The following is a 23,758-nucleotide window of genomic DNA, read 5'->3' on the forward strand; positions in this document are numbered from 1 at the left end:
TCCATGATGCGCGCCGCGTCAGTCGCGCGCGCGATCGAGTTTCGGCGCGAGCATGGCCTGCACGCCGCGCGCCGCACCCTTCCACATTCGTACGTAACCGTCCAGCCCGATCCGCAGCACTTCCTTGAGCCCGCCGAGCGGCGTGTCGGGCCGCGCGCCCTCGTGCCAGTCGAGCCACGCATCCGCACGGCCGAACGTGCATTGCACGAGCTGACGCTCCTGTTCGAGCGTCAGCGCCTCGAAGCTCACGCCGACGTGGGTCGGCGTCACACGGGTCACGCGCACCGGGAACGGAAACGCGCGGTCGCCGCGCGTCACGCACACCGTCAGCGTGTCGCCGACCGCGAGCGGCAGCCCCGGCACGGCTTCAAGACCGAGGCCGCCGGTCGAGTAGTCGCTCGTGAAGCACGCGGCGGTCGAGCCGTCGGCGAGCAGCAGCATCGCCGGCACGCGCATCGCGATCCGGTGCGTGACGCGCACCTGCTTCGTCTCGCGCGCGACGGCCAGCGCCGCGCCGAGCATCGCGAGGTTGTACACGGTCCAGCCGAGCGTGATCAGGATCGTCGACGCCTCGTCGCCCTGGTCGGCCACGAGCCGCCACAGGCCGGCGACGATCGCGAGCACGTTCAGCGCGAACAGCACGAGATACGGCTTCGACGTCGACCAGTCGACGTAGCCTTCGTCGATCTTGCCGCCCTTGTCGGTCACGTTGAACTTGCCGTGCTTCGGGCTGAAGAACGCGACGGTGGTCGGCAGCGCGATGTACCACGCGAGCACCGATTCGTAGACCTCGGCCCAGAACGAATGCCGGTAGCGCCCCTGCATCCGCGAGTTCGCGATGTTCGCGAGCACGAGGTACGGGATCACGTAGCTCGCGAGCGCGAGCGACGACGCGTTGATGAAGTACAGGTGGAAGAACAGGTACGCGAGCGGGATCGTCAGGAATACCAGGCGCGGAATCCCGTAGAAGAAGTGCAGCATCGCGTTGCCGTAGCAGATCCGCTGGATGAAGCCGAGCCCGCGCCCGAGGAACGGGTTGTCGATGCGGAAGATCTGCGCCATCCCGCGCGCCCAGCGCGTGCGCTGCTTCACGTGGCCGGCGAGGCTTTCGGTCGCGAGGCCGGCCGCCTGCACGGTCGGCAGGTACGCCGACGTATAGCCGCGCCGATGCAGCTTGAGCGCCGTGTGCGCATCCTCGGTCACGGTTTCGACCGCGACGCCGCCGACCTCCTCCAGCGCGCTGCGCTTGAGCACCGCGCACGATCCGCAGAAGAACGTCGCGTTCCACAGGTCGTTGCCCGACTGCACGAGGCCGTAGAACAGGTTGCCCTCGTTCGGCACCTCGCGGAACGTGCCGAGGTTGCGCTCGAACGGATCGGGCGAGAAGAAATGGTGCGGCGTCTGCACGAGCGCGCACTTCGGGTCGCGCAGGAACACGCCCATCGTCGTCTGCAGGAACGAGCGCGTCGGCACGTGATCGCAGTCGAAGATCGCGATGTACTCGCCGTGCGTCTTCGGCAACGCGCGGTTGATGTTGCCGGCCTTCGCGTGGAGATTGTCGTCGCGCGTCAGGTAGTCGATGCCGGCCTCGGCCGCGAATGCCGCGAATTCCGGGCGCCGGCCGTCGTCGAGCAGGTACACGCGCAGCTTCGCGGCGGGCCAGTCGATGCTCTGCGCGGCGAACACGGTCGGCTTCACGACCGACAGCGGTTCGTTGTAGGTCGGGATATAGACGTCGACGCTCGGCCAGGTGTCCGGATCGTCGGGCAGCGGCACGATCGGCCGGTCGAGCGGCCATGCGGTCTGCACGAAGCCGAGCAGCAGGATCATCCACGTATAGGCTTCGGCGCCATACAGCAGGTAGCCGGCGACGGCCTCGATCGGGCTGCGGAAATCGAGCGTCTGCGTCGTGCGCCACCATACGTAGCGCACGGCCGCGAGCAGCGCGAGCGACGCGAGCGCGAGGGTCGGCAGATGGCCCGGCAGGCGGCGCAGCGCGAGCGCGAGCACCGCGACGATCGCGAAGAACGCGAACTGCGCGCCGGGCATCAGCGGCGACATCCCGGCCGCGGCCCACAGCACCGCGCCGGCCACGAGCAGCAGCGGCGCGAGCCAGCGGCGCCGGCCGACGCCGTTCGCGCGCGCATCGAGCCAGCCGCCCCAGCGCGCCCACGGCAGACGTTCGAGCATCGCGTTGATGCGCCGGCCGACCGCGCGCCCGGCCACGTAGACGGGCACCACGAACCTGTCGAACCACGCGAGCGGATCGCGCGCGGGCCGGCCGTCGGCCGCGCGCGGCGCGCGCACGATCGCGCGCCACAGCCATTCGCGCACGCTGAGCGGCTGCAGCACGCCCCAGTCGTGCGCGAGCTGCAGGAACGCGACGCGCACCCAGCGGCGCACATGATCGGGCCGCCCGGCCGGCGGCGCGTGGAAGAACAGCCGCACGAACCAGTCCAGCCGCGTGCGTTGCGCCGGCAGCCCGATGCCGCGCGCGCACCAGTCGGCCGCTCGACGGCCGAGCGCGCGCAGTCGCGACGCGAACGCGGCCTTCATCGCATGGCTCCCGCGCGGCCGGCGACGACCGCCTTCAGCCACGTATCGACCCAGTTCGCGACGCCGTTCAGGTCGTGCGACGCCTGCGAATACGGCGCGTCGTCGAAGATCCAGCTGCCGCGCGCGAGCGCTTCGGGCACGGCCGCGTCGACGTGAATGCGCTGCTCGAGCATCGACGCCGGCCCCGCGACCGCGCGCAGCATCGCCAGCGCGTCGCGCTGCATGTCGCGCGCCGGGTTCAGCCGGTTCACGACGATCCGCAGGTCGCCGCCGCCGGCCCGCAGCGCGCCGAGCCGCGCGGCCGTCGTCGCGCAGGCGACCGGCTCCGGCGGCACGACGACGAGCGTCAGGTCCGCGCATCGGATCGCCTGCTCGGCCTGCGGCGACGGATAGCGGGCGGTGTCGATCAGCACGACGCCGTCGGCCGGCAGCGCGATCTCGTGGAGCGCGCGCGCGAGCCACGCCGGATCGGCCACGAGCCGCGCATCGCACGCGGCCGCGCCGGCCGCGTCGACCTGCCCGTACGGCACGAACAGCACGCCGTCGGCGTTGCCCCACGTATGCGTGTGCCACGGTTCGGCGCCGCCCAGCAGGCCGTGCGCGAGACCGTGTTCGGCCAGCGTATCGAGGCCGAGCGCCGCGCCCATCAGGTTCTGTGCATCGAATTCGACGGCGACGACCGGCCGGCCGCGGCGCGCGAGCAGCACCGCGAGCGCGGCGGCGAGCGTCGTGCGGCCCGCGCCGCCCGTCGTCGATGTGAGGGCGATCGTCTTCATCGTGCCGCCTTGCTGTCGCGCGTGCCGCGCTGGTCGCCTTCATCGCCTCCGTCTCCGCCCGCGCCGGGCAGCAGGCGGCCGCGCAGCGCGACGGGCACGAGTTCGCACGGCACCGCGTCGCGCCGGTCGATGCCGCGCGGTGCATGAAAGCCGCGGCCGATGCCGAGGTGCTGCGCGACGATCCACACCGGCACCGCGATCACGATACCGACGATGAAGCCGATGACGAGTTCGGCGATCATGCGTCCTCCTGCTTGCGCAGCGGCATCGCGCTGCGAATGGCGCCGCGCGCACGCACGGCGGGAATGACGGGGTCCGGCGCCGCGGCGGCGTCGGCAGCCGGCGCGGACGCCTGCGGCACGCCGATCGCGTCGAGCGCGACGACGGTATCGATCGCATCGATCGCGTCGCTCACCTCGCTCGCGTCGGGCAATGCCGCGCCGGGCGCGACGGGCGTGGCCGCTGCGCGCGCGGCGCCCGGCGGCCGCGCCGCCGCGAACAGGTCGCTGTAATCGGCGATCGGCGCGCGCCGGTTCTCGGCCTTCAGCGCGTCGAGCTCGGTGTCGATGCTGCCCTGCCCGAGGCACACGACGCGGTCGGACAGCGTATCGACCGGCACGTCGAAGATCCGCGCGAGCGCGTCTTCGGCATCAAGCGGCTCGCACGCGAACAGGAACACGAACAGGTGCCCGGCATCGGCCGTCACGACGTCGCCCGCGCGACGCGGCCGGCAATGCCGCAACGCGTCGACGTGCGACACGCCCGGCAGCAGCGTGAGCTTCGCGAGCGTATGCGGCAGCGCGAGCACCGCGCCGCGATCGAGCACCGCGCGAATCCGCTGGCAGAACGCGCCGACCGGCAGGTAGCCGAGCACCGAATCGCCGAGCGCGGCCGCGAGCGCCGCGCGATAGTCGGCCGCGACGGGCCGCGCGTAGAGCTGGCCGTGCAGCGCGTGCACGGCGGCCTGCATCCGCGACACGGGCAGGTCGCGCGCGACGACGCGGTTCGCGCCGACGCTCAGCACGAGCATCTCGAACTGCTGGCGCAGCACCTCGCCGCGCTCGACGACCGCGATCTTCAGCGCGCCGCCGCACTGCCGGCGCAACGTATGCACGTCCGCGCACAGCGCTTCGAGCTGCGCATGCGAGCGGAACACCAGCACCGCGGTCGCGGCCTGTGCGTTCGCGCACGCGGCGACGACGGCCGCGTTGTCGTCGACGATCTCCCAGCCGTCCGGCACGCGGCTCGCGCCGTCGAGCACCGCGCGGCTGACCACCACGCGATCCTCGTCGCTCGCGAGCTTCATCCGGTGCGCCGGTTCGGTCGCGCCGCCATCGACGCTGGCGGTCAACCGGCCGCCCGGCGCGAAGCGCAGCGGCCGCACCTCGCCGGCCGCGAGCGTGTCGCCCGCGCGCCAGAAATCGACGACCCACAGCAATTCGCCGTGCGTGCGCTGCAACTGCGCGACACCCGAGCAGATTCCGTGGAAGGCGCTGCGCGGCGCGCGCTGCGCATCGCGCACGAGCGGCGCATCGTCGGCACGCGTGTCGCCGCCTGCCCGGGCCGCTTCCGGGTCGAGCAGCAGCACGAGCGCGATCCGGCGGGTGCGGCACCAGCCGGCCAGCGCGTGCGCTTCCTCCGCGAGCGCGACCGGATCGTCCCAGCTGAACCAGCGCTGCGCGCCTTCGACGAAATACAGCGACCGGGCATGCAGCCCGTAGCGCTTCATCGCGCGCAAGCCGCCCGTCAGCCGCGCGAACGGGCCGGGCGCCGCGCGGCCCGACGCGCCGCCGGCCACGCCGGCATCGGCGCCGGCGTCTGCAGGCTCGGCCGCCGGCGGCATCGCCAGCACGTTCAGGTTGCGCGGCCAGCCGGCCGGCTGCGCACCGCCCGCGAAGCCGAGCGACGCCATCTGCGCGGCGACGCTCGCCGGATCGCGCGCCAGCACGATCGTGACGTCGCGCGTGCGCGCCTGCCGCGCGCTTTCCCACACGAGCGCGTCGCACCCCGGCGTGCCGCCGGCCGCGTAGATCGCGTAAAGGCCGCCGGCGTCCAGTTGCGTCCAGGCGTCGGGCAGGCCGTCGATCGCGAGCCGGCTCGATGCGCCGGCACGGCCGCCCGCCGGCCCCATGCGCAACAGCGCGCGCACGCGATCGACCAGGCCGGTGGCGCCGGGCGCGAGGCGGGTAGCATCGAATTCCGTAGTCACGCGTTCCCCTAGTAATCCGAATACAGCCGCACGGGCGTAGGTGTCACGAGCCAGCTGCGCGGCGCGCGCGCATCGAACGCATAGCGCAGGTAGACGAGCGCCGAGCTCGGCGCATAGTCGTGCGACCGGTCGATGTGCAACTGCGCGCCGACGCTCAGGTGCGGGTTCACGCGATATTCAACGATGCCGTTCACGCCGTACGAGAACGACACGCCGCGCGTCGAACTGCCCGCGTACACGAACCCGGCCGCCACCTGCGCGGCCCGCTGTCCGGAGAGCGTCGGGTAATACAGCGAATCCTTCTCGTAGCTGTTCGAGATCCCGCCCGTGACGGTCAGGTCCCACGACAGCGCATCGTGCCGCCCCGCCCATTCGACCGGCACGCCGAGCGACAGGTAGCGCTGCGGGCTGTAGTAACCGCCCTGCCCGTACGTGTAGTAACGCAGGTTCTGCGCGTAGTGCCACGCATTGCCGACGAGCCCGGTGCTGACCTTCATCGTCGCGCGCTCGTACACGGGCACCGTGAAGCCGGTGCGCAGCGTGACTTCCGCATTGCGTTCGACGTTGCGGCCGGACAGCACGCCCGCGCCGAGTTCCGCGAACAGGTTCGTGCGGCCGACGTCGACCGACGCGCGCAGGTTCACGCCGTCGCGGCGCACGCCGCCCCACACCGCGCCCGTCCACGGGTCGCGCATCCCCGCGTACGACAGCACGCTGCTCGTTTCCGGCCGGCGCGACGCATTCACGGAGAAACTCGCCGGGCCCGCGTCGAAGCGATAACGCACGCCGCCGACGAGGTAATGCACCGGAAAGCCGAGCGGCGACGTGCCGAGATCGAAGCGCCATGCATCGGACAGGTAACCGGCACCGAGCGCGACCCCCGTCACCGACTGGTGCAACGAGCCCGACGGATTCGCGAGCAGCGCGGCAGCCTGCGGATTCGGCTGGAACGGCGGCGGCAGCCCGTTCGGCGCCCTGAGCCCCGCGTACGTGCCGAACGTCTTCAGCGAATACGCGTTCGGGTCGCTCGTATCGAGCGTGCCCGGGTCGAGATGCACGGTGTCGATCTGCGCGAATACGTGCCCGTCGTAGCGGACCGGCATCTGCATGTAGATCGGCACCTGCTGCGCGCGATACGACGAGATGCCTTCGTCGCCCGATTTGTACGCGGGTATCCAGCCGGTCTCGATCTCGGGATTGCGCCGCTGCGCCAGCTCCGCGAACGCGGCCTGCGCGGGTGTCAGCCCGTCGCGGCCCGGGCCTACCCCCGTCGCGCGCTCCTGCGACTGCGACAGCCGGTACAGCGACGCCGCGTCGTCGTAGCGGCCCTGCGCCTCGGCCACGCGGCCGGCCGCGACCGTCACGTCGGCGCGCGCCGGATATGCGGCCTGCAGCCGCCCGGTCACCTGCGCGGCTTCGTCCGGCCGGCGCAGCGCGTTCAGGCGCCGCACGGCCGACAACTGCGTGTCGACGTCGTCGTCCGGCGTGCGCGCCAGCACCGCCTGCACGCGCTCGCGGGCGGCCGCACGGTTGCCGCTGTCCTCGTCGATCCGGGCGAGCGCGAGCTGCGTATCGGCATCGTCGGGCGTACGCGCCACGACCGGCGCGAGCGCCTCGCGCGCCGCGTCGTAATGCCCCTGCGCGCGTTCGAGATCGGCGAGTTCGAGCGCATGGCGCTTGTCCGCGCGGCCGGCCGGGCTCGCGCGATCGAGCAGCGTGCGCGCCTGCGCATAGTCCTGTCGCGCGATCGCGTCGTCGGTCTGCCGCAGCACGAGCCGCAGCGACTGGTCCTCCAGTCGCGCCGTCTGCGCGGGCGTCAGCGCCGGGTCGCGGCGCAGCGTGTCGAGCCACGCGGCGAGCGCGTCGTCGCGCCCCGCGCGGCCGAGCAGGTCGCCGTAGCGCAGGCGCACGTCCGCATCGGCTTCGCGCGGATGCGCGGCGATCCAGTCGTGGAGCGGCGCGAGGCCGCGCTCGGGTTCGCCCGCGTCGATCCACTGCGCGCCGATCGCGGCGAGCATGTCGGGATCGTCCGGCGCGCTCGCCTGCGCGTGCGCGAGCGTGGCGGCGAATGCCGCGCGGTCGCCGCGTGCATGCGCGCCGCGCGCGTCGGCGAGCGCATTTTCGGCATCGAGCTTGCGCGCGAGCGCACGCATCCCGTCCGAACGGTGCGCATCGTCGACCGGCGCCAGTGCGGCCTGCGCGCCCGCGACATCGTCGAGCGAGTTGCGATACAGCGCGTTCGCGTAGCGCATCTCGGGCGTATCGCTCAGCGCGAGCCCGTCGTCCATCACCGTGCGGCCGAGCTGCGGCAGCCCCATGTCGCGATAAAGGCGCGCGAGCGCGAAGCGCGTCCACGGCGCGTCGGGCGTCGCGCGCACGGCCGCCTCGTAGCGTTGCGCGGCCGGCCCGCGTGCCCCCTTGTCGGCCAGCGCGCGCGCTTCCTTCGCGAGCAGGTCGCCGCGCAGGCCGTCGAGCGCGCGCCGATCGTCGGCGCCCGTCACACGCCCTTGCAGCGCGTCGAGCAACGGGCCGATCCGGTCCGCGCGGCCGGTGTTTTCATACAGCGTGGCCGTGTCGCGCACGGCCGACACGCTCGGCGAGCGCGCGGCGAGCAAACCGCGCAGCAATGGCTCCGCCTGCGCCCAGTCGCGCTGCGCGAGCAGCGCATCGGCAAGCTGAAGCTTCGCGTCCGGGTTGTCCGGCTGCATCGCGAGCGCCGCGCGCGCGGCGCGCTCGGCATCGCGCGGGCGGCCCGCACTGGCCGCCTCGCGGCCCTGGGCGAGCAGCCCCCAGAACTGCGCGGTACGCGCGAGGCCTTGCCATTTGCCGCGCTGGTCGGTCGCACGCGTCGCGGCCCGTGCGAACAGCGCGCGCGCTTCGTCATGCCGCCCTTCGCGCAGGCGCAGCAGGCCGAGCCCGCCCAGCGCATCGGCGTCGTCCGCCCGCGCCCGCGCGGCGCGCGCGAGCAGCGGGTCGGCGGCGGCCAGGTCGCCGCGCGCCAGCGCCTGCAGCCCGCGCTGCTGCGCGATGTAGTCGGGATCGCGCTCGAGCCGGCGCTGCGCATCGCGCTGCCGATCGAGGCCGGCCGCGCGATCGCGGAATTCGGTATCGTCCGGCGCGAGCGCGAGATACGCGTGCAGCGCATCGAGATACGCGGGATCGCTGCCGGCCGACTGCAGCACGCGCCGCCACAGCGCCATCGCTTCCGTATGGTCCGCGTCGGCGCGCGTCGCGAGCGACGACGCGATCCGGTTCGCTTCCGCGCGCGTGTCGTCGCGCTGGTTCAACAGCCGCGCGAGCGCGATCGACGCGCTCGTGTCGCGCGGATCGGCGGCGATCGCGCGGCGCAGCGCGGCGATCGCCGGCTCGCGCCCGCCCGGCGCATTCGACACGATCTGGTAATACTCGGCGCCGAGCGCACCCGACGGCGCGCCGTTCGGAAACAGCGCGACGATCCGCCGGGCCGCCTCGTCGGCGCGGCCGCTGCGCGCGAGCAGCCGGATCTGCGCCATCTCGCCGCGCGCGCTCGTCGCGACGCGGTATTCGTCGGCCACCCGCCGCGTGGCCGGCGCATTCGGCGACTGCGCCTGCAGCCGCGCCAGCGACGCCTGCGCGCCTTTCGCGTCGCCGAGCCGCAGCAGCACGCGCACCTGTTCGGCCAGCAGCTCGGTGTCTCCCGGCGCGATCAGCAGGCCCTTGCGCAGCGCATCGCGCGCGAGATCGTCGCGATGCTTGATGCCCCACATCCGCGCGGTGTCGAGCTCGCGCCGCGCATCGCCGGCAGCCGCGGTCGCCGGTGCCGCGGGGGTCGCCGCCGCGGCGCCCGGCGCCGCCGCGCACACCGACGACGCGAGCCACGCGAATCCCGCGACGTGCGGCGCGGCGCGCTTCAACGGGCGGCGCACGAACGGCCTCCCCAACGGGTGTCGAGCGTGCCGTCCGCTTCGAACCGGTAGCGGCCGTCGCGCCAGCCGAGCCCGAACAGCGTCAGCACGCTGGAGTAATAGCCGGGCGCCGACTGGCGCGCGAGCGTCTCGACGCGCGCCGCCTGCGCATCCGCGAGCGCGTGCTGGCCGCGCGCGTCGAGGAACGGCACGGCCGCCGCGGAGAAGCCGCCGTTGCCGTCGTTCGGGCCCGCGACGCCCGTCGTCGTATCGACCTTCTCCGGCGGCGCGCCATGCGCGGCGATATGGTCGGCAAACGGCGCGAACTTCGCGAGCAGCGGCGCGGCGAGCGGATCGGCGCGGTCGAGCATGCCGGCCCACAGGTACACGCGGATCGCGTTGTACGCGCTCTCCGCGTGCGTGTCCGGATCGGGCCCGAACCCCTTGCCCGCGCGATACAGCGCCCAGTCGGGCGAGAAGCCCTTCGGCGCGGTGTCGAGCAGCACGCGAGCGGTGCTGGATGCGAGCGCGGCCCAGCGACGGTCGTCGGGCAGCCGCGCGCCGAGCGCGCGAATCACCTGCGGCGGCGAATAGCTCGGATTCACGCGCCATTGGCCGTTGGCCAGCTTGAACCCGGTCGGCCCCGGCAGCAGCGTGAGGCCGAGGCCCGGCACGGTCGCCGTCTCGTCGTCGAGCACGCGCTTCGCGAGCAGCGCGCCGCGCGCCGTATAGCTGCGCTCGCGCCACAGCCGCCCGGCCTCGACGAGCGCATAGGCGATCCACAGGTCGGCGTCCGACGCCGCGTTCGCGTCGAGCACGCGCCATGCGCCGTCGGGCGCGCGGCCCCACAGCCAGGCCGGCAAGCGTGCGCTCAGGTCGCCCTGCGCGAGATTGTTCTCGGTCCACGCGAGGATCGTGTCGAACATGCGCCGGTCGTTCGCGACCAGCGCGAAGAACAGCCCATACGCCTGCCCCTCCGATACCGTGCGCGAATCGGCCGAGCCGACGTCGATCACGCGGCCGTCGGCCGAGATGAAATCGCGCTTGAACGCGTCCCAGCGCGGCCACGCGGCGCTGCATCCCGCGGCGGCGGCATCGGCTGCACTGGCCGGCGCGGCCCGCGCGTGCATGGCCATGCCGGCCGCCGCGCACGTCACCGCCACCGCCAGCGCGAGCGTCGCGCCGACACGCCGCGCCGGCTGCGTCGCCCGTCGCTTCGTCATTGCCCGCGCCATCCGTTACATCCCCCGTCGACGCGCGGCGATTCGCTGCAGCACGCTGAACACGCCGAGCGCGAGCAGCAGCCCCGCGACGACGCCCACCGCGCCGAGCACGACCGGATGCCGCGCCGCCTCCGTCCACACGCGCGCATACCACGGCACGAAGCCGACCACGTAAGGCTCGCCGACCCGCAGGCTGTCGACCTGCCCCGGCCGCACCAGCGCGAGGTCGCCCTGCAGTTGCGCCACGAGCCCCGCGTTCTCGAACACGTCGAGCAGATCGCCGAGGCGCGGCTGGTCGGTCGCCGTCAGCGCGACGACGCTGCGGCCGCGGCTGCCCGGCAGCTCGAAACCGGCGAGCGCGGCGAGCGGGCCCGTCTGTTCGATGTGCGCGCCGCCGTCGGCGACGCCCACGCCGTTGCGCCAGCGCTCCTTCACCGTGAACGCGACGCGCGTCGCGCCGCCGCCGCCCGCGCCGCCCGGCTCGCCGATCGCGAGCGGCAGCGACGCACGCCAGTTCGCGAGCAGCGGCGACGCCGGGGAGCCATCGATCACGAGCACATCCTTGTGCCCCGACAGCGCGGCGACGTCGCCGGGCCGCGCGACCTGCACGCGCAGCGCCGGGAAGCCGGTCCATTCGCCCATGTGGCCGAGCATCGTCAGGTACGCCTCGAGCTCCTGCGGCGAGGGCCGCTCGGGCAGCACGACGGCCGTCTGCGACAGGTCCGCGAAGCGCGTGAACGGAAAGCCGCTGTTCGCGAAGAACGCGAGGTTCGGCAATTGCGCGTAATGGACGAAGTGCGAGAAGTCGATCGTCGAATCCGGATCGATCGCCGCGCGCTGCGGCTCGGTGGCCGTGCTCGAGCACAGGCCCGTCTTCTGCGAATCGAGCGTGAAGCGGAATTGCAGCTGGTTGCCGCTGCCGACGCGAAACGCGGGAATGTCGACGTCGCTCGTCACGCGCCCTTCCGGCACCGACAGCAGCGGCAACTGCATGCGCCCGTGCGCGTCCTCCGCGTGGGCCGGCCCGAGCCGGTACGACTTCACGAGCTGGTCGTTGATCTCGACCGCGAGCGTCGAATTGTCCTGCACGGTCGGCGCCGTGTAGCGGTAGCGCAGCGTGATCGGCACGCCCGCGCCGTTCCACGAATGCAGATCGGCCGGCACACGCAGGTTCAGCCGGATCGCGTCGGGCGTCGTGCCGCGCACTTCGAGCTGGCGCGGGTCGTTCACGAGCTCGCGGAACGCGATCGGCCGGTTCACCGGCAGCCAGCGCGGCGCGTCGTACGGCTTGCGCGGCGCGCCGAGATCGACGTGCGCGACCGTCGCGGCCGGCCCGGACAGCGCCGCGCGGCCGAGCACGAGCGTCGCGACCGCGTCGTCGACCTCGGCCGCCGTGCGGCCCGTGACGATCAGCAGCTTGCGCCCCGGCGCGGCCGGATTGTCGGCGACCGCGAGCAGCGGACCGTTGATGGGCGGCAGCGCGAGACCGGCCGGCAGCGTCGCGGCCGTGCCGACCACGACGGCCTGGTCGTCGGCCGGCAGCGCGGCCGATACCGGGAAGCGCGCATGCCGGTAGTCGGCCAGCGCGCCGAACCACGACGCGAGCACGCCCGCGCTGCGCAGCGTCGCCGAATCGGGCGTGGCCGGCAGCACGAACGGCAGCCGCAGGCGGCCGTTGTCGCGCCGGTCGAAGAACGGCGCGGGCAGCAGCGCGAGATCGTTCGGCAGGCGCACCGGCGATTCGTCGAGGATCAGCTCGCTCGTCGGGCTCACGTCGGCCCACAGCGCCGAGTTCGCCGGATCCTCGCAATGGTCGAGCGTGTAGTGCGCGATCAGGCGCAGGCCGATCTGGTTGAAATCGGAAAAGTAGCGCGGATCGATCGGGATCTCCTGCGTGACCGTACGCCCGGCGCGTGCCGCATCGAACGGAACGGTCGCGATCACCTCGCCGTTCACCGACACCTTCAGGTGCGACAGCGGAAAGACCAGCGACGGCGAATACGCGTAGGTCAGGCGCAGCCGCGCGCCCGTGATCACGCGGTCGAGCCGCACGCCGGCGTTGATCGTGCGCGCGTCGTCGGCGCCGCGCAGGCGCAGCGGATCGAACGCGCCGAGCGATGCGAACGGCATGCGCACGGTCGTGGCCGGCAGGCCGGCGGCCGGCGCGCTGGCCGCCGTCGGCGCGGTAGCGGGCGTCGCGGCCGGCGCCGCGTCGGTCGCCGCCGCGCGATCCGCAGCGGACGTCGAAGCGGCGGCCGGCACCGCCGGCATCGGCGCGGCCGACAACGCAGCCGCGTGGAAAGCGCCGGTCATCGCGGCCGCGAGGACGAACAGCGACACGGCCGGCCTCATGCGCCGCTCTCCATCGTCACGATCGTCGGGTCCATCCGCGCGTCGAAACGGACGCGCGCAAAGCAGCTATGCCCGTGAGTGCACATCCCCTCTGCTTCCTCTCATCTATATGACCTGATTGCATTTGTCGGTACGACGCGGCGGATGCTTCAGCGGCCGGTTCGTCGCGTTGCGGCGCGCCTGGCACCGGCGCCCGCTCATTCGTCACACTATCTCAAAAATAGAACAAAACTTACCGTGATTCGCGACTGTGAAGCGAAAAAACCTCAATTCGGTCGGAAATGCCGCGCGGGAAGAGGGAATGGCAAGAATTGCGCCGTTGCCAGCGGGACGGCTGGAACGGCATACTGCCGGCGCGATACGGCTGGCCGGGGGCCGGGCACCGGCCGCGGTCCGTGGCGGACCGCCCCGCCACGCGCGCTGCCGCAGGCGGCGCGTATGCTACCGCAAGTACGTGTCGCGCGACGTACTTTCTTCATGGAAAACTGACTTGAATCAAACCGCCGACTCCGCCACCCCGTCCGCCGACACGTTGCTGCGCATCATCGCGGCACAAGCCGAAATCGCGAAACTCGGCATGGACCTCGGCAGCGTGATCGCGTACGTGGCCGAACAGATGCCGAAGCTCACCGGCGCGAGCGCCGCCGCGGTCGAATTCGCCGAAGGCGACGACATGGTGTACCGCGCCGCGTCGGGCACGGCGGCCGGCATGCTCGGCCTGCGGTTGCGGCGCTCGGGCAGCCTGTCGGGGCTGTGCGTGCAGCAAGGCGAGTTGCTGCGCTGCGTCGATTCGGAAACCGACCCGCGCGTCGATCGCGATGCGTGCCGCCGGGTCGGCCTGCGCTCGATGCTCGTGATGCCGCTCACGCATGCCGACACGACGGTCGGCGTGCTGAAGGTGATGTCGCCGGACGTCGACGGCTTCTCGCCGGCCGACTCGGCCACGCTGCGGCTGATGGCCGACCTGATCGCCGCCGCGATGTTCCACGCGGCGCGCAACGAAGCGAACGAGCTCTACCTGCGCGCGACCCACGACGCGCTCACGGGCTTGCCGAACCGCGCGCTGTTCTACGACCGCCTGCGCCAGTCGATGCACACGGCGCTGCGCGCGAGCGGCCGGCTCGGCATTCTCAACATCGACATGGACGGGCTGAAACCAATCAACGACGGGTTCGGCCACCGCGCGGGCGACGCCGCGCTGCGCGAGGTCGCCACGCGAATGCAGGCCGCGGTGCGGCGCTCGGATACGGTCGCGCGCATCGGCGGCGACGAATTCGCGGTGATCCTGCCCAATATCGGCACCCGCGACGATGCCCATGCGCAGAGCACGCGGCTCGCGCGGCAGGTCGGCGAGCCGTTCGAATTCGACGGACATGCGCTGCAGCTCGGCGTCAGCGTCGGCATCGCGGTGCTGCCGGACGACGGCACCGACATGAATGCGCTGATCGAGCACGCGGACCACGCGATGTACGAGGCCAAGCGCACGCGATCGCGGCGCTCCGCGCAAGCATGACGCGTCGCATGCGCCGGACGGGCCGTTCCCGCCGATAGCGCGCTTGCGCTGGCCCTAACCGATCGGCGACACCGCGATCGCGAGCCCGACGACGAGCCACTGCACGATCGCCACGAGCACCGCGGCCCGGCACAGCCCGACCGCGCCGCGCACGCGTGCGTCGAGCGTGCGTCCGGCCTTCGCCGCGTCGATCCAGCCCAGATCGGCGAGCGCACGGTCGAGCGCCGCGAGCCCGTCGTCGACCGCCCCGTCGCCTTGCGCCGCCCGCGCCAGCGCGGCAAACAGCCGCCGATCGATCTCGATGCGCACCGCGTACCACAGCGCCGCGATCCCCGATCCCGTGCTGACGACGGCCAGCAGTACCCGGGCGAGCGTCGCGGGCGCCCAGCCCGCCGCGATCCACCCGCCCGCGCCGGCCGCGGCCAGCGCGGCCGCGAGCGCCCATGCACCCGCATCGAGCGCGCCGCGCGCGGCGGCGATCCTGAACGGCGCGGACGGATCGCGCATCACACGCGCCCCGCGTCGCACCGGCGATCGATCCACTGCTGCAGCACGGCCACGCCGTCATCCGACCAAACCGCGCGCGGCCGAACCGCGCGCACCGCGGCCAGCGCCTCGCGCGCATCGGTGAACCCGCGCCGCGCGGCGAGCCACGCGGCCGCGCACAGCACGCTGCGCCCGTAGCCGAGCGCACAGCAGACCAGCACGTCGCGCCCTTCGCCGTGCAGGCGCTCGAGCGCCGCTACGGCCTGCGCGAGCTGCGCCGCCGTCGGCGCGACGAGGTCGAGCTGCGGCACGCACGCATACGCGAGCGATGCGTCGGCCGTCGCCCAGCGCGGCATCTCGGCAGTCAGGTCGACCAGCGCGGAGAAGCCGTGGCGCCGGATGTCGCGCGTCGTCGGCGTCCGGCCGATCGACACGCGTTCGTCGATCCGCACCGGCGCCGGCTGGCGGAACGTCCACAGCCGCGAATTGACGAACGCGCCGGCGATCGTCGGCGCGAGCAGCGCGCCGATGAAGACCGGAAACCGCCCGTGCGCGTCCTTCTGGAACGCGCCGGGCGCGCCGCGCCGGTAAGCCCACGCAACGCAGGCGAGCGCCAGCGCGACCCACCCCGCCGCCAGCGCCCCGGCCGGCGCACGCGGCACGCAGGCCAGCGCCGCGCATGCGACCAGCGCGGCGCCGAACGCATAGCGGCGCGCGAGCGCGCGGCCGGCCTGGCTCGGCGATGCATCGGCGCCCGGCCACCGGCCCGCGGCATCGCGCAGCGGAAACAGGAACAGCGCGAGACAGCCGACGGCCGCCCCGGTCGGCACGTCGATCGCGTGATGCTGGTAGGTCGTCAGCACCGACACGCCGATCACCGCGAACCACAGGTGCAGCACGCCGCGCGCGAACGTGCCGCGCAGGTGCTTCGCATAGACGGCCCACAGCACGACGAGCAACCCGATATGCAGCGACGGCGCCTGGTTGAACGGCTTGTCGAAGCCCATCAGCAGCGTGAACAGCGCGCCGGCCACGCCGCCCGCGTCGGGCCGCTCGAAGCCGAAGCGCAGCGGCCACGCGATGAAGCATGCGACCGACACCAGTTGCACCGTCAGCAGCCGTTTCACGTGATCGAGCAGATCGTCGCGGCGCGTCCAGAAGAAGAACGACAGCGCATACAGCAGGTCGATCGACCAGTACGGCACGATCGTCCACGGCACGAACGGGATCGCATGCTCCCAGCCGAACGCGAACGTCGGCACCGCGGCGCGTCGCGCGGCGAGCCAGTTCGCGAAGCCGTACGTCGAGAAGAACACGGCGCCCATCGCCGCGAGCCAGCCGAAACGCAGCGCGAACGACGCGCCGCGCGCGCCGGCCGCCGGCTCGGCCAGCCCGCCGCCCGCACCCGCGCCCGCGCCGCCGCCGAGCGCGCTCATGACGCGTCGACCCGCTGCGCGAGACTGACCGTGAAGATGCCCATCTCGTCGATCCGCTGGTCGAGCTTGCGGAAGCCGGCCCGCGCGACGAGCTCGTCCATTTCGGCCTGCGAACGGCGGCGCATCACCCACGTCGACTCGCCGCGGTGATTGTTCAGCGCGCGCGCGATGAATTCGAGCTGCGGATGCCACGGCTGCCCCGTGTAGACGAGATAGCCGCCCGGCGGCACGGCCTGCGCGAGCCCGCGCAGCGAGCGCTCGATCAGCGCGTTCTCGCCGAACAGCTCGTACAGGCCCGACACGATCGCCAGCGTCGGCCGCGGCTCGAGCGTCGCGAGCGACGCCTCGTCGAACGCGTCGCCGCGCTCGAAGCGCGCGATCGGCTCGAGGCCGCGCTGCGCGATCAGCACGCGCCCAGCCTCGACGTTCGGCGGGCTGTAGTCGCGCAGCGTGATGTCGTCGGGCGCCGCGCCGTCGCGCTCGGCGGCCATCGCGATCGCGTCGAGCACGTAGCGCCCGTGACCGGCCGCGATGTCGACGATCCGCACCGGCGTGCCGTGCGCGCGCAGCCGGCCGATCGCCGTGCCGATCAGCTCCTGCAGATGCACCTTGCGCTGGCGGATGCCGACCCAGCCCGGCGAATCGAGATACGTGCGGTCGATCAGCGCGCCGATGCCGAACCGCCCCTGCGCGCGGTTGCGGTACACGTAGTCGAGCGTCGAGCCCGAATCGAAGCCGAGTCGCAAGCCGAGCGCGATGCCGTCCGACAGCGCGCCGCCGGCTTTCAGCCCGGCGCGCGTGAGCGCCCAGTACGCCCGGGCGAACACGTTGGCCGGCGGCCGGCCGAGCGCCGCGTATTCGTCGTGGAACGCGCCGCGCCGGTCGGCATCGGCGAGCGACACGCGCGGGCTCGGCGCATCGAACTCGCGCAGCACGAACGCGCGCAGCGGCGCGAGCGCCTGGGCCCGATCGCGCTCGCCGAGCGTGTCGTGGTAGAAGCCCGGCAGCACGATGCGCTCCTTGCGCGCCGAGCCGAGCCGTTCGAAGAAGCGGTCCTGCGGGCCGCGATGCACGACCCAGTCGGCGCCCGAGATCAGCAACTGCGTCGGTACGGTGATCGCGGCCGCGTCGGCGACGATCCGCCGCGCGGTATCGTGCAGGTCGAGCAGCATGTTGACCGCGATCGGCCGCGTGATCAGCGGATCGGACGCGTAGCTCGCGATCCGTTCGGGATCGTGCGTGAGGAATTTCGGCTTCACGTAGCTGTTCACGTAGAACAGCCCGCGCAGCTTGTGCATCAGCCGCAGCCCCGGCCGCGCGAACGGCACGTAGAGCTTGATGTGGAATGCCGGCGACGCGACGACCAGCGCGCGGATCGGCGGCGCGTAGTCGTGCACCCAGGTCGCCGCGAGCACCGCGCCGACGCTCTGGCCGACGATCGCCATCTCCTCGATCGCGATACCGTGCGTGTCGCGGATATGCTCGACGAAGGTCTGCAGGTCGCGCACCGACGCGGCCGCGCTCGGGCTGTAGCCGCGCGCGCCCGGCGAGCGGCCGTGGCCGCGTGCGTCCCACGCAAAAAAGGCGAAATCCGGCAGGTCGAGCTCGTCGACGAGGTGCGCGACGCGCGCCGAATGTTCGTGCCCGCGATGCAGCAGCACGATCGCGCCGCGGCAGCGTGCGCCCGTCGCGGGCCAGTGGCGGTAGAACAGCGTCGCGCCGTCGTGCGTGATGAAGTCGGCCTCGCGGGCCGTGCGTGCGTTCATGCGATCTCTCTCGTTTCGTTATTCGAATCATGCGGCGCCGCCCTCCGGCGCCGGTCCCGCCCCGCGTCGACGGCCGATCAGCCGCCCGCTTCGGCGATCCCGGCCTGCACGCGCCGCACGGCCGTCACGATCGACAGCACGATCAGCAGCCGCCACAACCACGCGGCGGCGCCGCCGACCGGCAAGCCGAGGCCGATCCACAGCGCGAACGCGCCGAGGGCCAGCGCCCGGTCGCTCTTGCCGAACGGGCCGTCGTAGCGGCGCGTCGCGCCGACGAGCGGGCCGATCAGCCCCGCGCATTCGACGATCACCGCCGTCAGCGCGAACAGCCAGACGTCCGCCGGCGCGAACGCGGGAATGGCGAGGAACGGCAGCACGAGCGCGACGTCGGACACGATGTCGCCCAGCTCGTTCAGGTATGCGCCGAGCGTGCTCTTCTGCCCGTGCTCGCGCGCGAGCATCCCGTCGATCGCGTTGAGCGCCATCCGCGCGAACAGCCACAGCGGGATCAGCAGGAACAGCGCGCGGGCGAACACGCCGAGCCCGGCAAGCGCGCCGACGACGATCGAGCCGCCGGCCGCGAACAGCGTGACCTGGTTGGCCGTGACGCCGCGTTCGGCGAGCGAATTCGCGAACGGGCGCAGACGGTTCTGAAATTTGGGTTTGAGTGCGTAGAGGCTCATCGTTTCGTATTCGTATTATTCGCGCGGCACGGTCGGATAGTTTCCCGCCGCCATGCCCCGGGCGGCGAAACGGCCTTCGTCGGCCTGGATTGAACGGCCCTCATCGTCGCCGAGCGGCCTCCATGCGTCAAGCATGGCGGCGCGAACCGCCCGCGCGGCGGCAATCTGGCGTTTTTCGGCGAAACTCGCGATAATCCGCTGGCCCGATCGCGGCGAGATCCATTCGAGCGGCAGCGGGCACTCGTGCAACAGCCGATTATCACGCCGCCGACCGGCGCATTCGCCGCGACGCAGCAGCGTGCGACGGCGAATCGTCCGATTATCGCGGACCTGCGACAGGCAGCCACGAACTTTGAAAAAATTTAAACAAGAGCCGTCCGGCGCGCATCCTGCCGCGCCGGCATTCCGGGGTTCCGCCCACCGCGCGTGCGCGGCGGGCCGGGCATGCACGCAGGAGGCCGCGCGCCGATGAACATCCTCAACGTCTGGCAGCGCGATTTCCTGCTGTCCATCGTGCGGCTCGTCGCCGGCGCGTATCCGGTCTGGCATCAGGCGCCGCCGTCCCCGACGCAGAAGATCTATTTCTCGAACCATACGAGCCATATCGACACGCTCGCGATCCTCGCCGCGCTGCCGCGCGACGTGCGCGCGGTCGTGCGGCCGGTCGCCGCGCGCGACTACTGGGACAGCAGCGACCTGAAGCGTCACATCGCGCAGAAGCTGCTGAACGTCGTGCTGATCGACCGTCATCGCGAATCGGGCGGCGACCCGCTGGAGCCGGTACGCGACGCGCTGCGGCAGGGCCACTCGATCATCATCTTCCCGGAAGGCACGCGCGGCGCCGACGTACTGCCGCAGCCGTTCAAGAGCGGGCTGTTCCATCTCGCGACCGAATTCCCCGACGTCGCGCTCGCGCCCGTCTACCTCGAGAACCTGCAGCGCATCATGCCGAAGGGCGCGATCTGGCCCGTGCCGCTGATCTGCAAGGTACATTTCGGCGCGAACGAAGCGCTCGGCGCGCAGGAAGACAAGCCGACGTTCCTCGCCCGCATGCGCGACGCGGTCGTCGCGCTCGCGCCGCCGCAGCGGCCGGCCGGCTGAGCGCGCCTCCTTCTCCCTTTTCCGGATACCAACCATGCGAACCCTCTTCTGGGAACTGGTCGCGGGCGTCACGGGCGTGCTCGTCGTCGCGACCGTGATCGGCGCGATCCTCGGCGCGCGCAGCGGCGGCGCGAGCCCGACCATCGTCAACCTGAACCAGCGCATCCGCGCATGGTGGGCGATGATCGCGATCATGGCCGTCGCGATCGGCCTCGGCAACAACGTCACGTACCTGGTGTTCGCGCTGCTGTCGTACCTGACGCTGCGCGAGTTCATCACGCTCACGCCGACCACCGCGAGCGACCATACGACGCTCTTCATCGCGTTCTTCATCGCGATTCCCGTGCAGTACCTGCTGCTCGGCATCAACTGGTACGGGATGTACTCGATCTTCGTGCCCGTGCACCTGTTCTTCGCGATGTCGCTCGTGTCGGCGCTCACGCAGGACACGCGCGACTTCCTGAGCCGCAACGCGAAGATCAACTGGGCGCTGATGGTGTGCGTGTACGGGCTGAGCCACGCGCCGGCCGTGCTGATCCTCGACATTCCGCGCTACGCGGGGCAGAACGCGCTGCTGCTGTTCTTCTTCCTGTTCGTCGTGCAGATCAGCGACGTGCTGCAATACGTCGTCGGCAAACTGTTCGGACGCCGCAAGATCGCGCCGCAGTTGTCGCCGTCGAAGACGGTCGAGGGCTTCATCGGCGGCGGGCTGCTCGCCACGCTGTGCGGCGCGTCGCTGTATCGCGTGACGCCGTTCGGCTTCGGCGCGGCGTTCGGGATCTCGCTCGCGATCGTGATCGCGGGCTTCGTCGGCGGGCTCGTGCTGTCGGCCGTCAAGCGCTCGCTCGGCACGAAGGACTGGGGCTCGATGATCGCCGGCCACGGCGGCATGCTCGACCGCGTCGATTCGATCTGCTTCGCCGCGCCGGTGTTCTTCCACCTGGTGCGCTACCTGTACGTGTGAATGCGCGGGCGGTGCAATGCCGCCCGTTCCCGCGCGAAGGATCAGTACCCGTCGCGCAACGCCTTCGGCACGACGTAGCGGCCGCGCGCGGCGTCGAACTTCACCGTGTAGCGTGCATGGATGGCCTTGTCGCCGCGCGTACCCGTTTCCGTGACCGTTAGCGGATAGACGTCGCCCGTGCCGGCCGTGTCCGGCGCGATCTCGAAGCGGCGTTCCTCGCAGCGCGCGCGGGCGTTCGCGCATTCCGTCGACTCCGCGTTGTCGAGCGCCTCGTCGATGCGTGCCGCCGCATGCACCAGCGCATTACCGACCGGCAGCCAGATCGAGCGGAAGCGTTGCGTATAGCCTTGCCGCGTGTCGCTTTCGCCGATGACGAACCCGAACAGGTGCGGCCCGAGCCGCTCGATGCGCACCGTACCGGGTTCGCCACGCCCGCCCGATGCGATCTCCGTTTTCTTCGCGACCGGCTCGAGCGTCCTGCCGTCCGGCGAAGGCTTCAGCACGTACAGGTCGATCGCGCCCGGCGTCGCGTCCGAATCCATGGCCGGCATCCCGTTCTGCACCGCCGCCTCGGTCTCGCCGCACATCGCGAGCAGCGTGCGCGGGCCGTCCGCGGTCGCCACGCGCAGCACGCCGCACGGCGAATGGATGAAATCGTCGCCGTCCGCCTGCCAGCCCTTGCGGCTCGCGCGCCAGTTGCCGTACGTGTCGTGGATGAAGGTTTTCAGTTGACGGTCGGGCTGGGCCGGCTCGGCGGCATGAACGGGCGACGGCGCGGCGAGCGCCGTGAGTCCCGCGAGCGCGCCAAGGGCGGCGAGCGAAGCCAAGAGCGGCTTGAGACGTATGGTCGGGTTCTGGGCAGTCATGACGAGATCAGGTCGGATGGGTGTGCGGCGGATTGTTGCAGAATCGGCGGGTCCCCGTCGATCCTTCACACGTCGTCCGGGGCGGAAAAGAATGGCGACCGCCCGTTGCCGACGACGACGCGCCCTGCATCGTTGCCCATCACGTCATCGCCTCGTGCCTGCGCACATCGCCGGCGCGCGCATCGAGCACGCGCACGGGCCGCGAACTGCCGATTCCGTGCGCGCCCGGCCGCGTCCCGACCGCGACGCCCGCCGTCACGCCGGATCCGGCACCTCGATCGCCAGCAGCGCCGAACTGACCGACTTGCCGTGCGCATCGAGCGCGAGCGAGCGCGTCACGCCACCGCCGAGCGCATCGCTCAGCACGAAGTTGAACGCACCGAGCGTCGGCAACTCGTAGCGCACGACGTCGCCGTGCACGATGCCCGCGAGCCATGCCTTCACCGCCTGCGCATCGAGGTGCGTGCGCAGATGATCGTAATGACGCGGATCGCGGCAGATGACCGACACGTTCAGCGTATTGCCCTTGTCGCCGGTGCGCGCATGCGCGAGTTCACGCAGTTGCATCAGGCCTCCACGAATGAAAACGACGGCGTCACGGCCGCGCGCGGCAGCAGCACCGACTGCACGGCGATCACCTCGCGCGTCGACTTGAACGCGCCGCCGCCGCCGGCCGGCCCGTTCGTATAGAGCGTCTCGACTTCGTTGCCGATTCGCGCGGCCTCGGCGGCGTTCGCCGCGCGGCCGGCCACCCGCACGCGCACCTCGGCCGGCTCGCCGCGCACGGCCGGCGTCGCGTCGCCGTACAGCGCATCGACGCCGATCAGGTCGAAGCGCAACTCGCTCGCCGCGACGCCGGTCAGCGCGAGCCGCTCGCGAACGATGTCGAGCGCAAGACGCGCCCGCGCGAGCGCGCCCGGCCCGCCGTACGAGATCTGGCCTTCGCCGATCCAGCCGTCGACATACGCGACCGACACCTTCAGCGTGTCGGGCCGCGCGGCGCCGCGCCCGCCCGTCACGCGCACGCGATCGGTCGCCTCCTCCGCGACCGCCACGCGCGTGAAATCGGCCACGACATCGGGCTGCAGATACCGCGCCGGGTCGTGAATCTCGTAGAGCAGTTGTTCCTTGCAGGTCGCCGCGCTCACGCGGCCGCCCGCGTGCGGCACCTTCGTGATCACGACCGAGCCGTCGGCCGCGACCTCGCCGATCGGGAACCCGAGTCGCGCCAGATTCGGCACGTCCTTGTAGCCGGGATCGGCGAAATAGCCGCCCGTCACCTGCCCCGCGCATTCGAGCAGATGGCCGACGACGGTCGCCTGCCCGAGCGTGTCCCAGTCGTCCATCCGCCAGCCGAATGCGTGGATCAGCGGCGCGGCGAACAGCGACGGATCGGCGACGCGCCCGGTCAGCACGACGTCCGCGCCGGCCGCGAGCGCGTCGACGATCGGCGCGGCGCCGAGATACGCGTTCGCGGATACGATACGGTCGCGATACGCGGCGACCTCGTCGCCCGATTCCTCGAAACGGAACGCGCCGCGCAGCACGACGTCGAGCACGTCGTCGCCTTCGACCGCCGCGACTTTCAGCCCCGCGATGCCGAGCGACTGCGCGATCCGCGCGGTACGCCGTGCGGCCGCGCGCGGGTTCGCCGCACCCATGTTCGACACGATCCGCACGCGCTTGGCCGCCGCGACCGGCAGCACCGCCTGCATGCGCGCGTCGAGCAGCGGATCGTAGCCGAGCGCCGGATCGTTGCGCCGCGCTTGCTGCGCGATTGCGATCGTGCGCTCGGCGAGGCATTCGAAGACCAGGTAGTCGAGTTGCCCGTGTTCGGCCAGCTCGACCGCGGGCTCGATCCGGTCGCCCGAGTAGCCGGCGCCCGCGCCGATGCGCACGCGCCGTTCATGTGAAGGCTTTGCTGTCATGTCCGTACCGTCGTC

18 protein-coding genes are annotated in these 23,758 nt (G+C 72.0%); 3 read left to right on the top strand and 15 right to left on the bottom strand.

Going from position 1 to position 23,758, the window contains the following annotated elements; translation table 11 throughout:
* Positions 1 to 18: 18 nt before the first annotated feature.
* Genes bcsA through bcsB form a run of 7 tightly spaced genes read right to left on the bottom strand, consistent with a single transcriptional unit; the run spans position 19 to position 13,000 of the window.
* Entirely contained in the window at positions 19 to 2,556 is a 2,538-nt protein-coding gene (bcsA, locus tag KPB06_RS17855; protein WP_060011719.1) for a UDP-forming cellulose synthase catalytic subunit, read from the bottom strand.
* Positions 2,553 to 3,332 (bottom strand): cellulose biosynthesis protein BcsQ, encoded by a 780-nt coding sequence (gene bcsQ / locus KPB06_RS17860; protein WP_059640895.1) that lies wholly within the window; start codon positions 3,330 to 3,332, stop codon positions 2,553 to 2,555. Before bcsQ ends, bcsA begins: the two co-directional genes overlap by 4 nt.
* Positions 3,329 to 3,574: a hypothetical protein gene (locus KPB06_RS17865; RefSeq protein ID WP_060011717.1), complete on the bottom strand. Its 246-nt coding sequence runs from the start codon at positions 3,572 to 3,574 to the stop codon at positions 3,329 to 3,331. The genes bcsQ and KPB06_RS17865 overlap by 4 nt, the downstream gene beginning before the upstream one ends.
* Positions 3,571 to 5,541: a cellulose biosynthesis protein BcsE gene (bcsE, locus tag KPB06_RS17870; RefSeq protein WP_275906203.1), complete on the bottom strand. Its 1,971-nt coding sequence runs from the start codon at positions 5,539 to 5,541 to the stop codon at positions 3,571 to 3,573. Before bcsE ends, KPB06_RS17865 begins: the two co-directional genes overlap by 4 nt.
* An 8-nt stretch (positions 5,542 to 5,549) precedes the next feature.
* Positions 5,550 to 9,446, bottom strand: a complete 3,897-nt coding sequence (locus KPB06_RS17875) for a cellulose synthase subunit BcsC-related outer membrane protein (RefSeq protein ID WP_275906204.1) — start codon at positions 9,444 to 9,446, stop codon at positions 5,550 to 5,552.
* Positions 9,431 to 10,660, bottom strand: a complete 1,230-nt coding sequence (bcsZ, locus tag KPB06_RS17880; RefSeq protein WP_059573793.1) for a cellulose synthase complex periplasmic endoglucanase BcsZ — start codon at positions 10,658 to 10,660, stop codon at positions 9,431 to 9,433. The genes KPB06_RS17875 and bcsZ overlap by 16 nt, the downstream gene beginning before the upstream one ends.
* A gap of 3 nt (positions 10,661 to 10,663) precedes the next feature.
* Positions 10,664 to 13,000: a cellulose biosynthesis cyclic di-GMP-binding regulatory protein BcsB gene (gene bcsB, locus KPB06_RS17885; RefSeq protein WP_226093753.1), complete on the bottom strand. Its 2,337-nt coding sequence runs from the start codon at positions 12,998 to 13,000 to the stop codon at positions 10,664 to 10,666.
* 490 nt (positions 13,001 to 13,490) lie between these two features.
* On the opposite strand from bcsB, the gene KPB06_RS17890 reads away from it, so the two are divergent.
* On the top strand, positions 13,491 to 14,513 hold the full coding sequence (locus KPB06_RS17890; protein WP_275906205.1) for a sensor domain-containing diguanylate cyclase: 1,023 nt from the start codon (positions 13,491 to 13,493) through the stop codon (positions 14,511 to 14,513).
* A 54-nt stretch (positions 14,514 to 14,567) separates the two neighbouring features.
* Here the strand turns inward: KPB06_RS17890 and KPB06_RS17895 are convergent, their stop codons facing one another.
* From KPB06_RS17895 to KPB06_RS17915, 5 genes are all read right to left on the bottom strand, one after another.
* Entirely contained in the window at positions 14,568 to 15,020 is a 453-nt protein-coding gene (locus KPB06_RS17895) for a hypothetical protein (protein WP_059573796.1), read from the bottom strand.
* Positions 15,020 to 16,435: a phosphatase PAP2/dual specificity phosphatase family protein gene (locus KPB06_RS17900; protein WP_089464707.1), complete on the bottom strand. Its 1,416-nt coding sequence runs from the start codon at positions 16,433 to 16,435 to the stop codon at positions 15,020 to 15,022. Before KPB06_RS17900 ends, KPB06_RS17895 begins: the two co-directional genes overlap by 1 nt.
* Positions 16,432 to 18,201: a bifunctional alpha/beta hydrolase/class I SAM-dependent methyltransferase gene (locus KPB06_RS17905; RefSeq protein WP_089464706.1), complete on the bottom strand. Its 1,770-nt coding sequence runs from the start codon at positions 18,199 to 18,201 to the stop codon at positions 16,432 to 16,434. The genes KPB06_RS17900 and KPB06_RS17905 overlap by 4 nt, the downstream gene beginning before the upstream one ends.
* A gap of 77 nt (positions 18,202 to 18,278) precedes the next feature.
* Positions 18,279 to 18,884, bottom strand: a complete 606-nt coding sequence (locus tag KPB06_RS17910) for a CDP-alcohol phosphatidyltransferase family protein (protein WP_059573799.1) — start codon at positions 18,882 to 18,884, stop codon at positions 18,279 to 18,281.
* 15 nt (positions 18,885 to 18,899) lie between these two features.
* On the bottom strand, positions 18,900 to 19,334 hold the full coding sequence (locus KPB06_RS17915) for a hypothetical protein (protein ID WP_155634599.1): 435 nt from the start codon (positions 19,332 to 19,334) through the stop codon (positions 18,900 to 18,902).
* Positions 19,335 to 19,352: 18 nt separating this feature from the next.
* Between KPB06_RS17915 and KPB06_RS17920 the strand changes: the two genes are divergently transcribed.
* Positions 19,353 to 19,985, top strand: a complete 633-nt coding sequence (locus tag KPB06_RS17920) for a lysophospholipid acyltransferase family protein (RefSeq protein ID WP_059574309.1) — start codon at positions 19,353 to 19,355, stop codon at positions 19,983 to 19,985.
* A gap of 34 nt (positions 19,986 to 20,019) precedes the next feature.
* Positions 20,020 to 20,949, top strand: coding sequence for a phosphatidate cytidylyltransferase (locus tag KPB06_RS17925; RefSeq protein WP_059573800.1), 930 nt, complete (start codon positions 20,020 to 20,022; stop codon positions 20,947 to 20,949).
* Positions 20,950 to 20,990: 41 nt separating this feature from the next.
* Here KPB06_RS17925 and KPB06_RS17930 read toward each other — a convergent pair whose 3' ends face one another.
* The 3 genes from KPB06_RS17930 to KPB06_RS17940 form a co-directional block, all read right to left on the bottom strand.
* The gene (locus tag KPB06_RS17930) at positions 20,991 to 21,815 is read right to left on the bottom strand and encodes a topoisomerase IV (protein ID WP_275906206.1); all 825 of its coding nucleotides are present in this window, start codon (positions 21,813 to 21,815) and stop codon (positions 20,991 to 20,993) included.
* Positions 21,816 to 22,070: 255 nt separating this feature from the next.
* Positions 22,071 to 22,382, bottom strand: coding sequence for an AtuA-related protein (locus tag KPB06_RS17935; RefSeq protein ID WP_275906207.1), 312 nt, complete (start codon positions 22,380 to 22,382; stop codon positions 22,071 to 22,073).
* Positions 22,382 to 23,743: an acyclic terpene utilization AtuA family protein gene (locus KPB06_RS17940; RefSeq protein WP_275906208.1), complete on the bottom strand. Its 1,362-nt coding sequence runs from the start codon at positions 23,741 to 23,743 to the stop codon at positions 22,382 to 22,384. Before KPB06_RS17940 ends, KPB06_RS17935 begins: the two co-directional genes overlap by 1 nt.
* Positions 23,744 to 23,758 lie beyond the last annotated feature (15 nt).

The sequence above is a fragment of the Burkholderia semiarida genome, assembly GCF_029268935.1.
GTDB lineage: Bacteria > Pseudomonadota > Gammaproteobacteria > Burkholderiales > Burkholderiaceae > Burkholderia > Burkholderia semiarida.

Bases quoted from the DNA above. Each gene is read 5' to 3' on its own strand.
- KPB06_RS17900 (WP_089464707.1), bottom strand. From the start codon at position 16,435: ATGAGCGCGCTCGGCGGCGGCGCGGGCGCGGGTGCGGGCGGCGGGCTG.
- KPB06_RS17930 (WP_275906206.1), bottom strand. From the start codon at position 21,815: ATGACTGCCCAGAACCCGACCATACGTCTCAAGCCGCTCTTGGCTTCG.
- bcsB (WP_226093753.1), bottom strand. From the start codon at position 13,000: ATGAGGCCGGCCGTGTCGCTGTTCGTCCTCGCGGCCGCGATGACCGGC.
- KPB06_RS17935 (WP_275906207.1), bottom strand. From the start codon at position 22,382: ATGCAACTGCGTGAACTCGCGCATGCGCGCACCGGCGACAAGGGCAAT.
- bcsZ (WP_059573793.1), bottom strand. From the start codon at position 10,660: ATGGCGCGGGCAATGACGAAGCGACGGGCGACGCAGCCGGCGCGGCGT.
- KPB06_RS17905 (WP_089464706.1), bottom strand. From the start codon at position 18,201: ATGAACGCACGCACGGCCCGCGAGGCCGACTTCATCACGCACGACGGC.
- KPB06_RS17910 (WP_059573799.1), bottom strand. From the start codon at position 18,884: ATGAGCCTCTACGCACTCAAACCCAAATTTCAGAACCGTCTGCGCCCG.
- KPB06_RS17940 (WP_275906208.1), bottom strand. From the start codon at position 23,743: ATGACAGCAAAGCCTTCACATGAACGGCGCGTGCGCATCGGCGCGGGC.
- bcsA (WP_060011719.1), bottom strand. From the start codon at position 2,556: ATGAAGGCCGCGTTCGCGTCGCGACTGCGCGCGCTCGGCCGTCGAGCG.
- KPB06_RS17925 (WP_059573800.1), top strand. From the start codon at position 20,020: ATGCGAACCCTCTTCTGGGAACTGGTCGCGGGCGTCACGGGCGTGCTC.
- KPB06_RS17895 (WP_059573796.1), bottom strand. From the start codon at position 15,020: ATGCGCGATCCGTCCGCGCCGTTCAGGATCGCCGCCGCGCGCGGCGCG.
- KPB06_RS17920 (WP_059574309.1), top strand. From the start codon at position 19,353: ATGAACATCCTCAACGTCTGGCAGCGCGATTTCCTGCTGTCCATCGTG.
- KPB06_RS17865 (WP_060011717.1), bottom strand. From the start codon at position 3,574: ATGATCGCCGAACTCGTCATCGGCTTCATCGTCGGTATCGTGATCGCG.
- bcsQ (WP_059640895.1), bottom strand. From the start codon at position 3,332: ATGAAGACGATCGCCCTCACATCGACGACGGGCGGCGCGGGCCGCACG.